Annotated in this window: 12 protein-coding genes; 7 read left to right on the forward strand and 5 right to left on the reverse strand. The window is 62.1% G+C overall.

What is annotated here, in order from left to right; genetic code table 11:
• Nucleotides 1-44 precede the first annotated feature (44 nt).
• Entirely contained in the window at nucleotides 45-869 is an 825-nt protein-coding gene (locus KHO23_RS33745; RefSeq protein ID WP_236067087.1) for a CDP-diacylglycerol diphosphatase, read from the forward strand.
• Nucleotides 870-980: 111 nt separating this feature from the next.
• Complete coding sequence (locus KHO23_RS33750) at nucleotides 981-1,970, forward strand: fatty acid desaturase (protein ID WP_211617309.1); 990 nt, start codon at nucleotides 981-983, stop codon at nucleotides 1,968-1,970.
• Here the strand turns inward: KHO23_RS33750 and KHO23_RS33755 are convergent.
• The gene (locus KHO23_RS33755) at nucleotides 1,936-2,850 is read right to left on the reverse strand and encodes a LysR family transcriptional regulator (RefSeq protein WP_211617312.1); all 915 of its coding nucleotides are present in this window, start codon (nucleotides 2,848-2,850) and stop codon (nucleotides 1,936-1,938) included. The genes KHO23_RS33750 and KHO23_RS33755 overlap by 35 nt on opposite strands.
• Nucleotides 2,851-2,979: 129 nt before the next feature.
• Between KHO23_RS33755 and KHO23_RS33760 the strand changes: the two genes are divergently transcribed.
• The 4 genes from KHO23_RS33760 to KHO23_RS33775 all read left to right on the forward strand — a co-directional run bounded on the left by KHO23_RS33760 (nucleotide 2,980) and on the right by KHO23_RS33775 (nucleotide 5,945).
• Nucleotides 2,980-3,621: a glutathione S-transferase family protein gene (locus KHO23_RS33760; protein ID WP_211617314.1), complete on the forward strand. Its 642-nt coding sequence runs from the start codon at nucleotides 2,980-2,982 to the stop codon at nucleotides 3,619-3,621.
• 38 nt (nucleotides 3,622-3,659) lie between these two features.
• Nucleotides 3,660-4,661, forward strand: a complete 1,002-nt coding sequence (locus KHO23_RS33765; RefSeq protein ID WP_211617316.1) for a pyridoxamine 5'-phosphate oxidase family protein — start codon at nucleotides 3,660-3,662, stop codon at nucleotides 4,659-4,661.
• Between the two features lie 194 nt (nucleotides 4,662-4,855).
• On the forward strand, nucleotides 4,856-5,134 hold the full coding sequence (locus KHO23_RS33770; protein ID WP_211617317.1) for a DUF1488 family protein: 279 nt from the start codon (nucleotides 4,856-4,858) through the stop codon (nucleotides 5,132-5,134).
• Between the two features lie 19 nt (nucleotides 5,135-5,153).
• Nucleotides 5,154-5,945 (forward strand): phosphate/phosphite/phosphonate ABC transporter substrate-binding protein, encoded by a 792-nt coding sequence (locus KHO23_RS33775; protein ID WP_211617319.1) that lies wholly within the window; start codon nucleotides 5,154-5,156, stop codon nucleotides 5,943-5,945.
• Nucleotides 5,946-5,977: 32 nt separating this feature from the next.
• Here the strand turns inward: KHO23_RS33775 and KHO23_RS33780 are convergent, their stop codons facing one another.
• From KHO23_RS33780 to KHO23_RS33795, 4 genes are all read right to left on the reverse strand, one after another.
• On the reverse strand, nucleotides 5,978-8,026 hold the full coding sequence (locus tag KHO23_RS33780; RefSeq protein ID WP_211617321.1) for an acetyl/propionyl/methylcrotonyl-CoA carboxylase subunit alpha: 2,049 nt from the start codon (nucleotides 8,024-8,026) through the stop codon (nucleotides 5,978-5,980).
• Between the two features lie 96 nt (nucleotides 8,027-8,122).
• Nucleotides 8,123-8,908, reverse strand: coding sequence for an enoyl-CoA hydratase/isomerase family protein (locus KHO23_RS33785; protein ID WP_211617323.1), 786 nt, complete (start codon nucleotides 8,906-8,908; stop codon nucleotides 8,123-8,125).
• A 31-nt stretch (nucleotides 8,909-8,939) separates the two neighbouring features.
• Complete coding sequence (locus KHO23_RS33790) at nucleotides 8,940-10,547, reverse strand: carboxyl transferase domain-containing protein (protein WP_211617325.1); 1,608 nt, start codon at nucleotides 10,545-10,547, stop codon at nucleotides 8,940-8,942.
• An 11-nt stretch (nucleotides 10,548-10,558) separates the two neighbouring features.
• Nucleotides 10,559-11,740 (reverse strand): isovaleryl-CoA dehydrogenase, encoded by a 1,182-nt coding sequence (locus tag KHO23_RS33795; RefSeq protein ID WP_211617327.1) that lies wholly within the window; start codon nucleotides 11,738-11,740, stop codon nucleotides 10,559-10,561.
• A gap of 277 nt (nucleotides 11,741-12,017) precedes the next feature.
• Here KHO23_RS33795 and KHO23_RS33800 point away from each other — a divergent pair, with 277 nt between their 5' ends.
• The gene (locus tag KHO23_RS33800) at nucleotides 12,018-12,761 is read left to right on the forward strand and encodes a TetR/AcrR family transcriptional regulator (RefSeq protein ID WP_211617332.1); all 744 of its coding nucleotides are present in this window, start codon (nucleotides 12,018-12,020) and stop codon (nucleotides 12,759-12,761) included.
• Nucleotides 12,762-13,396: the final 635 nt, after the last annotated feature.

Genomic DNA, 13,396 nt, shown 5'->3' on the forward strand with positions numbered 1-13,396 from the left:
TGCCGTTGAAAACACCACCAGATAAAGCGCTCATCCGCATGCCGATGAGCGCGCCAAACCGAACCCATTTTCGGCAAACGCTGCTGCGAACCTTCGCGGCGATGGCACTCGCCTGCGCCGCCACCGCCTGTGCGCGCCTTGCCGCCGTCGATCCGAACGCGCTCTGGAAGATCGTCGATTTGCGGTGTGTGCCGTCACAACAGGCCACCGGCACACCAGGCCAGTGCACGGCCGTCGACCTCGACAAACGCTATGTGATCCTGAAGGATATCCTCGGCCGCTCGCAGCATCTGCTGATTCCGACCGACCGCGTGACCGGCATAGAAAGCCCGTTCGTGCTGGCATCCCATGCACCGGACTACTGGGGCGACGCGTGGGCGTCGCGACTTTACGTCGAGCAGTCCGTCAAGCGGACCTTGCCCGACAATCAACTCGGCCTCGAGATCAACTCGCAATATCGCCGCACGCAAAACCAGTTGCACATCCATATCGATTGCATGCAGGGTGACGTGAGCGACGCACTCGCGCGTCATGCGAGGGACACGCCAGGTGAATGGCATTGGGATACGCTCGGCGGCCAGCGCTACCGGATCATGCGCCTCACCTCGCTCGGTCAGGTGAACAATCAGGCGAACAACCAGGCAAACAACCAGGCAAACAACCAGGCGAACAATCCGTTTCGCATCGTCGCGCGTGATAACCGCGACAGCGCGGCGATGGCCATGCAAACCATCCTCGTGACCGGTGCCGGGCCATCGGCGGAGAAGGACGGCTGGCTCGTCGTGAATAGCGCCCTGGATGCCGAGAATGGCAGCGGTACGGCGGAAGCTTTGCTCGATCATGCTTGCCGGGTGGCGGACGGCGGTTGAACGTCCCCGCCTTTTCACGATTTCGCAGATGCATTGCTGAACAAAATAGTTCTAGCCGCGTGAATGGGTCCGTAGGATCGGTCTAACCCTGCATTCCGACCGGTCCAGCCGATGGCGATTTACCTCGACGACACGCAACGCGCAGCACTCGCCCGCCAGGCCGCAAGCTGGACATGGCGTACGCAATGGCCGACGTGGCTGCTGATCGTCACGATCTATGGCGGATGGTTCAGCGTAGCGACGCACGCGCGCACGCTCGGCTTGCCGCTGACCACCGCGCTGCTGGCGCTGTTGGGCACGTGGTACATGTCGCTGCAACACGAACTGTTGCACGGTCATCCGACGCGCTCGCCGCGCTTTAACGCACTGTTGGGATTCGCGCCGCTCGCGGTGTGGTTTCCGTATGACGTCTACCGTGATTCGCATCTTCAGCATCACGACGACCCGCATCTGACGCGCCCAGAGCGCGATCCCGAAAGCTATTTCGTGAGTCAGCGTGTGTGGCAACGCGCGGGTTTCGCGATTCGCGCGCTGCTCATCTTCCGCAATACGTTTGTCGGTCGCCTCTTGGTTGGGCCGGCTTTTTCCATTGCTGCGACGGGCGCGGATGCGCTCGGCAAAATCAAACGCGGCGATTGGCACGATCTGCCGATATGGCTCGCGCATCTGGCCGCGTTAGCCGTGCTGACGCTGTGGCTTCAACGTGTCTGCGGCATCCCGGCGTGGGTCTTTATCGTCGGCGCGGGTTATGGATCGTTGTCGTTGGGTTCGATCCGCTCGTTTCAGGAACATCGTGCGGCACAGGCTTACGCGCATCGCACGGTTATCAATGAGGCCGCGTGGTTCTGGCGGATGCTGTTCCTGAATAATAATTTTCACGCCGTGCATCACGATCTGCCGCACGTGCCATGGTTCGCATTGAAACGGGTCTACGAGGCGCGGCGCGAAGCTTACCTCGAACGCAACGGCGCGTTTCTGGTTAGCGGATATACGGAATGGCTGACTCACTACGCGTTGACGCCGATTGGTCACTCCGTCCATCCGGAAAGCGAAAGTCCATCCGGTGCTACTCATCCACCGGCGATTCAAGCCTTCTCCTGATCACGTCAATTAACGCGCGTACCTTTGCCGTCGGATACCGGGTAGGCGGAAACACCGCGTAGATGCCCTTGGGCTTGCCTGCCCAATCAGGCAATAGACGGACCAGCCGATGCGCCGCTACGTCTGCCGTGATCGAAAAGTCAGTCAGCAATCCGAAGCCACCGCCCGCGAGCGTTGCCGCACGGGCTGCGTCGGCCGTATTCACTAGCAGAACATTCTCGCACCGCACGCTTTGCCTTGCGCCTTTCGCACGCTGCAATTCAAGCATCAGCGGATGCGGCAACACGGATAACGCGACATGAGGCATGGCCGTGAGCGCAGCCGGCGTCTTCGGCTTACCCCACGTATCGATGAATTCCGGACTCGCGACAACCCATTTGACGAATCCGCCGAGCTTCACCGCGCGGTAACCCGAATCGGCAAGTTGCCCCAGACGGATTGCCACGTCGATGCCCTCCGCGATCAGATCCACATAGTGGTCGTTGCAGACGAGTTCGATGTCGAGTTCCGGATACGTACGGCGCATCTCGACCAGCGCGGGTGTCACCACCAAGGTCCCATAGTCGATCGGCGCACTCACGCGCAGCGTGCCACGCAACGGCGCCGATTCCCCGGAAACGGCCGATAGCGCTTCCTCGGCCGCCTGCAAGATCTTGCAACTTGCCTCGTAGAAGGCATGTCCGCTTTCCGTCACGCTGAGCCGCCTCGTCGTTCGGACCAGCAGGCCCGCGCCGATCTCGCGTTCCAGCCGCTGCAGATGCGTGCTGACCATTGTTTTCGTGAGTCCGAGACGCGCCGCGGCCGCGGTAAACGAGCCCGCCTCCACCACTGCGACAAATATCGCAAGGCGGTTCAGATTGACATCCCGTAGATCTGCCATTCGCCGATTGTCCATCTTCGATTGATTATGTTTTCTAGCTTAGCAGTCTTCTGGGTTGCGCTGCGGACCGGTACGCTTAGGTTATTCCAGCCGGCTGGTTGTCGGCTATTCCCGATCCAGGAGCTTTCGATGTCTGCCGCCAAGCCCGCCCAGCCTATCCGCCTTTACACCACACTCCTCTCGGGGCACGGACACCGCGTCAAGTTGTTCCTGACGTTACTCGATCTGCCTTTTGATGTGATCGAACTGAACATGCGTGACGCAGACAATCGCCGCCCGGAGTATCTGAAGCTCAACCCGTTCGGCCAGGTGCCGACGATTGAAGATGGCGACACGGTCCTGTTCGATTCCAACTCAATCCTCGTCTATCTGGCGAAACGCTACGGCGACCCGTCATGGCTGCCGGAAGACGCGCTCGGCGCTGCCGCCGTGCAACGATGGCTCTCGCTGGCAGCCGGGCAGATCGCTTACGGACCATGCGCCGCCCGCTTGGTTACGGTATTCGGCGCGCCACTCAATCTCGATACCGCGCAGAAGATTGCCCTCAAACTATTTGACGTGCTCGACGCGGAGCTTGCCAGCAAAGCTTTCGCTGCGGGAGACCGCGTGAGCATCGCCGACATCGCCGCGCATACGTATATCGCCCACGCGCCGGAAGGCGGCGTTTCGCTCGAGCCGTACGCGAATATCCAGGCATGGCTGCGCCGGGTCGAAGCGCTGCCTCGCTTCATTGCGATGCCGGCGACGAAAGCGGGACTGCTCGCCGCGTAATCCGGGAAACGCACACGCCGTAACTGACAGAGGTCGATATGGCTCAACTTTCTTCCATCGCGCCGCGCGGTTGGGACGGCGCAGAATCGCCCTTTCACGCGGCCGAACGGGTGGTACAGCGGCGTGCAGGCGCAAACGAGGACGCGGAGTCGCGCGGTCGTCGAGGCATTCGTCGCACGATGCCGGATCAGCATCGGCAGTTTTTCGCCGAGCAGCCGTTCATGGTGTTCGGCGGTCTCGACGCGAACGGTCAGCCATGGGCGACCCTGCGCGCGGCCGAACCTGGCTTTGTGACGTCTCCTGACGCACAGACCTTGAGGATCGACGGCGGCGTCTTACCGGGCGATCCACTGGCTGGCCGCTGGCAGCCCGGCGCAATGATCGGTGGCCTGGGTCTGCAGGCGCAGACACGCCGGCGCAATCGCGTCAACGGCGTCGTATCGTCCGTGGATGGCGACACGGTCATGCTCGAGGTCACTCAAAGCTTCGGCAACTGTGCAAAGTACATTCAAAGCCGGACGCCGACATTCGTTACTCGCGGGGGCACCCACGCACGCGCCCCCGTTGAGACGGCAATCCAGCTCAACGACGCAGACCGCGCGTTGCTGGCCAACGCGGATACGTTTTTTATCGCCAGCGCGAACGTCGCCGAAGAAGCGGGCCCGGCCCGCGGCGCCGATGTTTCGCATCGTGGCGGCATGCCGGGATTCGTACGCGTTGATGACGCCACCACGCTGACAACGCCCGACTTCAGCGGCAATCGATTCTTCAATACATTGGGCAATCTGCTCCACGATCCGCGCGCCGGCTTGTTGTTCGTAGACTTCGCGAGCGGCGACCTGCTGTACATCGCGGCCCTCGCCGAGATCGTCTGGGACAGTCCGGAACTGGCTAACTTCCCCCTGGCCGAACGCCTCGTACGCTTTCGCATTACCGAGGTGAGGCGCAGTGGCAAGGCGTTACCGTTCGACTGGTCCGACGTTACCTTTGCGCCGCAGTTCGCGACGCCCGTTTTGCCGCCCGGCTCATTACCCGCCTGACCGCGCGAATCGCCGTGGAAGACGCTCAGGATCGCCGCCGTGCACGAAGAAACACCCGGGAACCGCTCCCGCTGCTGCCGATCGTTAAGGTGAAGCGGGCGCGAGGTAATTTCACACCGAATGCCGGTTTTCCCACATACCGGAAGCCGACAAACGGTTATCCTGATCACTCGGGCAGGTGGCAGGAGATGGCTATGTCGGTCTATGTCGATGAGGGATTCAGGCCCTGTGTCACGGAATGCGCAACCGTCGCCTTCCGGGTTTGTTTTGACGATCGGGTGCAGGTCTTCGAGGTCAGTGCCGAGGCACTGGTGACCTATTGCGGGGCCGCGAGCAAGCGGCGCATGGATTTGCTCGTTGCGTTCGAAAACGCGCAGCTGGAAATATTGAAGGTGGTGGAGTGTAAATGGCCGTTCAGACAGACCGAGCCCGTGCGGCTAGGGCTCGACGAATTCCGAATGGTCAGACATTAGGTATGCCAGAATCGCGTCCATGACCTGGATCGCAGCCCTGCCGATGTACAACGTGACGCCCGCGCTCGCCACTGCGTGGCGCGAGTGGCTGGACGACGTCTTACGGATGGTGAAGCCGGCGTGCCGCATCGTCGAGCCCGACGAGGAGCTGCATGGCTTCTGGCGGCGCCCTAACGTCCTGCTCTCGCAAACCTGCGGCTATCCTCTGATGCATGGTTTGAACGAGCAGGTTCAGTTGATCGCCACGCCGCGATTCGACGCGCCGGGCTGCGAAGGCGCGGATTATTCGAGCGTGCTGGTCACACGTGCCGAGGCGCAGTTCGATTCGCTTGCGGCCTGCCGTGGCGCACGGGCCGCCTACAATCAGGACGATTCGAACAGCGGCATGAACGTGCTGCGCCACGCGGTGGCGCCGCTTGCGCGCGACGGCGCGTTTTTCAGCGCGGTCCTGCGCACCGGTTCGCATCTTGGATCGTTACACGCGGTGATCGACAATCGCGCCGACGTCGCCGCAATCGACTGCGTGACGTTCGCGTTCGTCTGCGATGAATTGCCGGAACTGGCGCGGCGGGTTCGGCAAATCGGTGTGACGGCGGCGTCGCCGGGTTTGCCCTTGATTGCTTCGAACAACGTGCCGTCCGCGACGATCTGGACGCTGCGCGAGGCACTGAACGAGGCGCACCTTGCACAGCCCGGGCGCGCCAAACGCCTACGATTGAAGGGCTTTTCCACCTTGCCCCTCACGGACTACGAACGGATTGGGCAACTGGAAAACGAAGCGCGCGCCGCCGGTTACGCGCGCCTCGCTTAAGCCGCGCCCCGCTTAAAAATCAAGCACGGCGATCAGCCCACATCCAGCACCAGAAGCTGCGCCCCGTCGGCGACCTGATCGCCAACCGCGTACAGCACTTCCGACACCGTGCCCGCCGCCGGCGCGCCGATCGTGTGCTCCATCTTCATCGCCTCCATCACGATCAGCGGCGTACCCTTCTCCACCACCGTGCCCGGTTCGACCAGCACCGCGATCACTTTGCCCGGCATCGGCGCGGTCAAACGGCCTTCGCCGCCTTCGGCATCCGCGGCATGCGCGAGCAGGTTCTGCCATTCAAAGGTCAGCGCCTCGCCGAGGCAGAACACGTGGAACGTATCGACGTCGATGAAAACGCGCCCCGTTACCCGCGCATCGCCGATCGTCGCACGATATTCGTGCGCGCCCGTCCCACTCGACCATGTGAAGTCCTCGCGCACGCCGTCGTGTTCGAGCGTTTGGGTGGCGCCGTCGCGGGCAAACGTGACCGTGAAAACGCCTTCACTTTCGTTTCCGCTGCTGCTGCCCTCGACCTCGCGCCAGCCGAGCGTCTGCGTATAGCCGCTGTTCAGACGCCAGTGCGATAGCGCATCCCAAGGCGACGCGCCATGCGCGGTGCCGCCTTCGCGTGTCAGCAACGCGGCGCAGGCAAGCGCCAGGGCTTCCTTGAAGGGCTTCTTCACGGGCGCGAACAAGGCGTCGTGATGACGCTCGATCAAGCCCGTATCGAGATCGCCCGTCGCGAACGGTTCGCTCGTGACAATGCGTTGCAGGAACTCGACGTTGGTATGCGGCCCGACCACCTCGCAGGCACGCAGCGCACGATTCATACGCGCGAGCGCCTCGTCGCGCGTCGCGCCATGCACGATCAGCTTGGCGATCATCGGGTCGTAGAACGGCGTGATGGTGTCGCCTTCGCGCACGCCGCTGTCGATGCGGACCGGCGCCTTGCGGCCCGGTTCGCCCAGCCCGGCCGCGGCAATCGAGAATTCGACGCCTTCCGGCATGCGCAGATGCTTGAGCGTGCCCGTGGACGGCAGGAAACCACGAGCAGGGTGCTCGGCGTAGATACGCGCTTCGATCGCATGGCCGTCGATTTTCAGCTCTTGCTGCGTGAGCGGCAGCGGCTCATCCCCTGCGACGCGCAATTGCCATTCCACCAGGTCCTGCCCCGTCACCATTTCCGTGACCGGATGCTCGACCTGCAGGCGCGTGTTCATCTCCATGAAATAGAAATCGCCCGTGCCGGTCATGATGAACTCGACCGTGCCCGCCCCAACGTAGTTCACCGCGCGCGCGGCGGCCACGGCGGCTTCGCCCATCTCGCGCTTGATTTCCGCGGACAATCCCGGCGCCGGCGCTTCTTCCAGCACTTTCTGGTGACGCCGCTGCACCGAGCAGTCGCGGTCGAACAGATACACCGCGCCGCCATGACGATCCGCGAACACCTGCACTTCCACGTGACGCGGCCGCGTCAGATACTTTTCGATCAGCACGCGATCGTTGCCGAAGCTGCTGGCCGCTTCGCGTTTGCACGATGCCAATGCCGCCGCGAAGTCTTCCGTGCGCTCGACCACGCGCATGCCTTTGCCGCCGCCCCCCGCGCTCGCCTTCAGCAAGACCGGATAGCCGATCGCATCCGCTTCGCGATGCAGCAACTGCGGATCCTGATCGTCGCCGTGATAACCCGGCACGAGCGGCACGGCGGCCGCATGCATCAGCGCCTTCGCAGCGGCCTTCGAGCCCATGGCCGCGATCGCTTCGACCGGCGGTCCGATGAATACGATGCCGGCCGCTTCGCAGGCCTGTGCGAAGTCCTGGTTTTCCGACAGGAAGCCGTAGCCCGGATGCACGGCCTGTGCGCCGGTTGCGCGGGCGGCCTCGATGATGCGCTCGACTCGCAGATAGCTTTCCGCCGCGGTCGATCCGCCGATATGCACTGCCTCGTCACAGGCGGCCACGTGTTTCGCGTTGGCGTCCGCATCGGAATACACGGCCACGCTCGCGATGCCGAGCCGCTTGCAGGTCGCGGCGACACGGCACGCAATTTCGCCGCGGTTGGCAATCAGGATCTTGTTGAACATGAGGTGTCTCGGTGATTGTCCCGAAGTGTCCCATTAGGGGCTGGGTTGTTCTGGTGAAGGCCTGCATGCGCCTCGGAATAGGTACCTTCGAGCGCTTCAACTGCGCCAGGACGGTGTGCGTTTTTCGAGGAACGACGCGACGCCTTCACGGCCTTCCGCACCCGCCCGCGTGCGTGCGATGCGGGACGCCGTGTCTTCGATCAGGGCTTCGTTCAACTCGCGGCCGGCGATGTCCTGCACGAGCTGCTTGCAGGCACGCACTGCTTGCGGGCCATTTGCGCAAAGTGTTTCAGCAATCTGCTGCACGGTTGCGTCGAGTTGCTCCATGCTCACCGTTTCGCTCACCAGGCCCAGACGGTACGCCGTCGCGCAATCGAACTGCTCGGCGCTCGTGAAGTAACGCCGCGACGCCTGCTCGCCCAACGCGCGGATCACGTACGGCGCGATCGTGGCCGGGATCAGGCCGAGACGCGCTTCCGAGAGACAAAACCGCGCACTCTCCACGGCGACGACGATATCGCACGCCGAGATCAGGCCCATGCCGCCCGCGTACGCATCGCCGTTCACGCGCGCGATCACAGGCTTGTTGCACCGATAGATGGACGCCAGCATGTTCGCGAGCAGCATTGCGTCCGCACGATTCTCGTCGTCCGAATAGCCTGCCATCTTCTTCATCCAGTTCAGGTCGGCGCCTGCACAGAATGCCTTGCCGTTCGCGGCGAGCACCACCGCGCGCACGTCGTCGCGCGCGTTCAAGGCCGTGAAGGCCGAGGTCACTTCGGCAATCATCGTTTCATTGAACGCGTTGCGCACGTCCGGACGATTCAGCGTGACCGTGGCGATCGGGCCAGCGAAAGCGACATTCAGCGTTTCATATTGCATCGTTGCAGCTCCTGCGCTTCGTCGCGCTCCGTCACATTCTGAACACGCCGAAACGCGTGTCTTCGATCGGCGCGTTCATCGTGGCCGAGAGGCCGAGACCGAGCACGTCGCGCGTTTGTGCCGGGTCGATCACGCCGTCGTCCCACAGACGCGCGCTCGCGTAGTACGGGTGGCCCTGATGCTCGTACTGGTCGCGGATCGGCTGCTTGAACGCCTCTTCCTCCTCGGCGCTCCACGCCCCACCCTTGCCTTCGATACCGTCGCGCTTGACCGTGGCCAGCACCGAGGCCGCCTGCTCGCCGCCCATCACCGAAATGCGCGCGTTCGGCCACATCCACAGAAAGCGCGGCGAATACGCACGGCCGCACATGCCGTAGTTGCCCGCTCCGAACGACCCGCCGATGATCACTGTAAACTTCGGCACTTTCGCCGTGGCAACGGCCGTCACCATCTTCGCGCCGTTGCGCGCGATGCCTTCGTTTTCGTACTTGCGGCCGACCATGAAACCCGTGATGTTTTGCAGAAACACCAACGGAATCTTGCGCTGGCAGCACAGTTCGATAAAGTGCGCGCCCTTGAGCGCCGACTCCGAAAACAGAATGCCGTTGTTCGCGATGATCCCGACCGGATGCCCCCAGATATGCGCGAAGCCGCACACGAGCGTGGTGCCGTAGCGGGCCTTGAATTCGTCGAAAGCGGAATCGTCGACGATGCGCGCGATCACCTCGCGGATATCGAACGGCTTGCGCGTGTCGACGGGAATCACGCCGTACATGCTCTTCACGTCATAGCGCGGCGGCTTCGGCTCCTGCAACGCCACCGGCACCTGTTTCGTGCGATTCAGATTGCCGACGATGCTGCGCGCAATCGCCAACGCATGCGCGTCGTTCTGCGCCAGATGATCGACCACGCCCGACAGCCGCGTATGCACGTCGCCGCCGCCGAGGTCCTCCGCGCTCACCACTTCACCGGTTGCGGCTTTGACGAGCGGTGGGCCGCCCAGAAAAATCGTCCCCTGGTTCTTGACGATGATCGACTCGTCGCTCATGGCCGGCACATAGGCGCCGCCCGCCGTGCACGAGCCCATCACGACGGCGATTTGCGGAATGCCTGCCGCGGACAGGTTCGCCTGGTTAAAGAAGATGCGGCCGAAGTGATCGCGATCGGGGAACACGTCGTCCTGATTCGGCAGATTCGCGCCGCCCGAGTCGACCAGATAGACACACGGCAAATGGTTTTCGGCGGCGATTTCCTGCGCCCGCACGTGCTTTTTCACGGTGACGGGATAGTACGTGCCGCCTTTGACCGTCGCGTCATTGCAGACGATCACGCACTCCTGCCCCGCGATACGGCCGATACCCGTGACGACGCCCGCGCCGGGTGCGTCGTTGTGGTACATGCCATAGGCCGCGAGTTGCGAGAACTCGAGAAAGGGCGTGCCCGGATCGAGCAGTTTTTCGATGCGCTCACGCGGCAGCAGCTTGCCGCGGCCCGTGTGTTTGTCGCGCGCAGCTTGCCCGCCGCCCAGCGCGAGTTTCTCGATCTTCGCGCGAAGATCGGCGACCAGCGCTTCGAGCGCCGCCGCATTGGTGCGGAAGTCGTCAGAGCGAGGATTCAGCTTTGATTCGATGATCGGCATAGAGGTCTCTCTTACGCCGTTTCGGCGAACAGTTCACGGCCAATCAGCATGCGGCGGATTTCGCTCGTGCCCGCGCCGATTTCATAGAGCTTGGCATCGCGCCACAGACGGCCGACCGGATATTCGTTGATATAACCATTGCCGCCGAGAATCTGGATGGCCTCGCCGGCCATCCACGTCGCTTTTTCAGCGGTGTAGAGAATCACGCCCGCGCAATCCTTGCGCACCTGGCGCACGTGTTCCTTGCCGAGTGTGTCGAGTTGCCGGCCCACTGCGTAGAGATACGCGCGGCACGCTTGCAGCGTGGTGTACAGATCGGCGACCTTGCCTTGAATCAGCTGGAATTCGCCGATCGGCTGGCCGAATTGCTTGCGGTCGTGGATATACGGCACGACTGCGTCCATGACCGCGACCATGATGCCGGTCGGGCCGCCGGCGAGCACGGCGCGTTCATAATCGAGGCCGCTCATCAGCACCTTCACGCCGCCGTTCAACTGGCCGAGAATGTTTTCTTCCGGCACTTCCACGTCCTGGAACACCAGTTCGCCGGTGTGCGACCCGCGCATCCCGAGCTTGTCGAGTTTTTGCGCGACCGAGAAGCCCTTCATACCCTTCTCGACGATAAACGCGGTAATGCCACGCGAATTTGCTTCGAGATCGGTTTTTGCATAGACGACGAGCGTGTCGCAATCCGGGCCATTGGTGATCCACATCTTCGTGCCGTTCAGCACATAGTGATCGCCCTTCTTGTCCGCGCGCAGTTTCATGCTGACGACGTCCGAGCCCGCGTTCGGTTCGCTCATGGCGAGTGCGCCAACGTGTTCACCCGAAACCAGCTTGGGCAGGTACTTTTCCTTTTGCGCCGTGGTGCCGTTGCGATGAATCTGGTTGACGCACAGATTCGAGTGCGCGCCATACGAGAGACCGACCGATGCCGACGCGCGCGAGATTTCTTCCATCGCGATCATGTGCGCCGTGTAGCCCATATTCGCGCCGCCGTACTCCTCCGAGACTGTCATGCCGAGCACACCCAGGTCGCCGAATTTACGCCACAGGTCCATAGGGAACTGATCCGTACGGTCGATTTCCGCCGCACGCGGGGCGATTTCTTTGGCGGCGAATCCGGCGATGCTGTCGCGCAGCATTTCGATTTCTTCGCCGAGCGGGAATTGCAAACCGGGCAGGTTGCGCATTGCTGTGTCTCCAGAGTTCGTTGGCGGCCGGTTGCCTGGGTGGGCGCGGCCCGTCTGAGCGCGGCTCAGCGGATGGCGGCGGCCTTGTGAGCCGCCTTCGCCACCCCGCACGCGGCACGAAACGTTCAAGGCGCATTTCACGCCAGATTTACGTAAGCGTCAAGTGGTATTTTTGAGTATCACTCAGAAACTGGTTGGCATGCCTTGGGCGCCGCTATACAGTGATGAGATCGGCGTCACCGGGGCAATTGGCCTCACAAATCTGAACTGGACTCATATGACGGTTGCCATGAAGGCTGAGTTACCTGCCTCACGCCGCCAGCCGGCCGGGCGCAAATCGCAACAGCGCGTGAAGGAAATACTACAGGCGGGCCGCGACGTATTCTCCGAGAAGGGTTACGAGCGCGCGACGACGGCGGAGATTGCGCAGCGCCTGGGCATATCCGAGGCGACTGTCTTCAGCTATTTCCGCGGCAAGCGCGAGTTATGTGCGCGGGTGATCGGCGACTGGTACGACGAAATCATTGAAGCGATCGAGTCCGGGCTGCCGCGTGATGGCACTGTGCGGCAGCAATTTGCTTTTATTGTGCGTACGCATTTGCGATTGATGCTGGTCAATGGCACTGACCTGTGTGCTTTGGTGTTGTCGGAGGGGCGTGCCCGGCATCATGAGTTGAGCGAGGCGCTGACCGAAATGCAGCGGCGGTATACGGCGCCTTTGATGCGGGTGTTGGCGCAGGGCCAGGAGACTGGGCAGATTCGGGCTGATATGCCACTGAGGCTTTTGCGGTCGATGGTGTTCGGGCCGATGGAGCATGTGCTTTGGGATGCGACGTTGGCTAATCGGCATATCGATATTGACGCTACCGCGGATCAGTTGATCGATGTTTTGTGGGCGGCTTTGACGCCGCCGGATGTGGCGGTGAGTGCTTTGCAGCAGTTCAGGGCTGAAGTGGCTGAGGCGAACCGGCGGTTTGAGGAGGCGGCTCGGAATGGGGTTGAGGCGCCTGACGGTGAGTAGTGGTTTTTTGGGTTTTTTTGCCTGCGCGGCGCTTTTTGTCTTGGTGCCTGTGGCGTTGGCCTTTCCTTGATTTCTTAGTGGTCTATTAGCGTTCCCCCTGTGCGGGGGGGCACCTACTTTTCTTTGCCTGCCGCAAAGAAAAGTAGGCAAAAGAAAGCGGCTCAAACCGCTAATTCTTAAGCGGGTCCCCCGCGCAGCCGCGGTAGTGGTGCATCTGGAATCTGTGTCCTCGCACACTCCGCGTTAGTGACAAAGGGCTCATTCGCTCCCACTCCGCACTGCGTGCGTCGCGGATGGGTATGCCTGGGATACCTAAGGTGATGAGCCGCGATTGCAAAAAAATGCGTGTGCCAAACGCAGAGAATGTTTTATGAAGCACCGCGTCGGCGCGCGCAGCGCCGCCGGAAGAATGACGGCCTTGTCACTAAGGCTGAATGTGCGATAACACAGATTCCAGATGCTCCACTACCTCCTCCAAGCCAGGGGATCCGCTTAAAAGTTAGCGGTTTGAGCCGCTTTCTTTTGGAGGGTGTCCCGAATTTTGTGTAAACGGGTTTGTGTTTAACCCGGCACGAGCCGTTCTTCGAACTGGATGGTGAAGCGGTTCAGGGCTGCTTTCCAGTCCCGGATCGGCA

Source organism: Paraburkholderia haematera (genome assembly GCF_905220975.1).
Taxonomy (GTDB): domain Bacteria; phylum Pseudomonadota; class Gammaproteobacteria; order Burkholderiales; family Burkholderiaceae; genus Paraburkholderia; species Paraburkholderia haematera.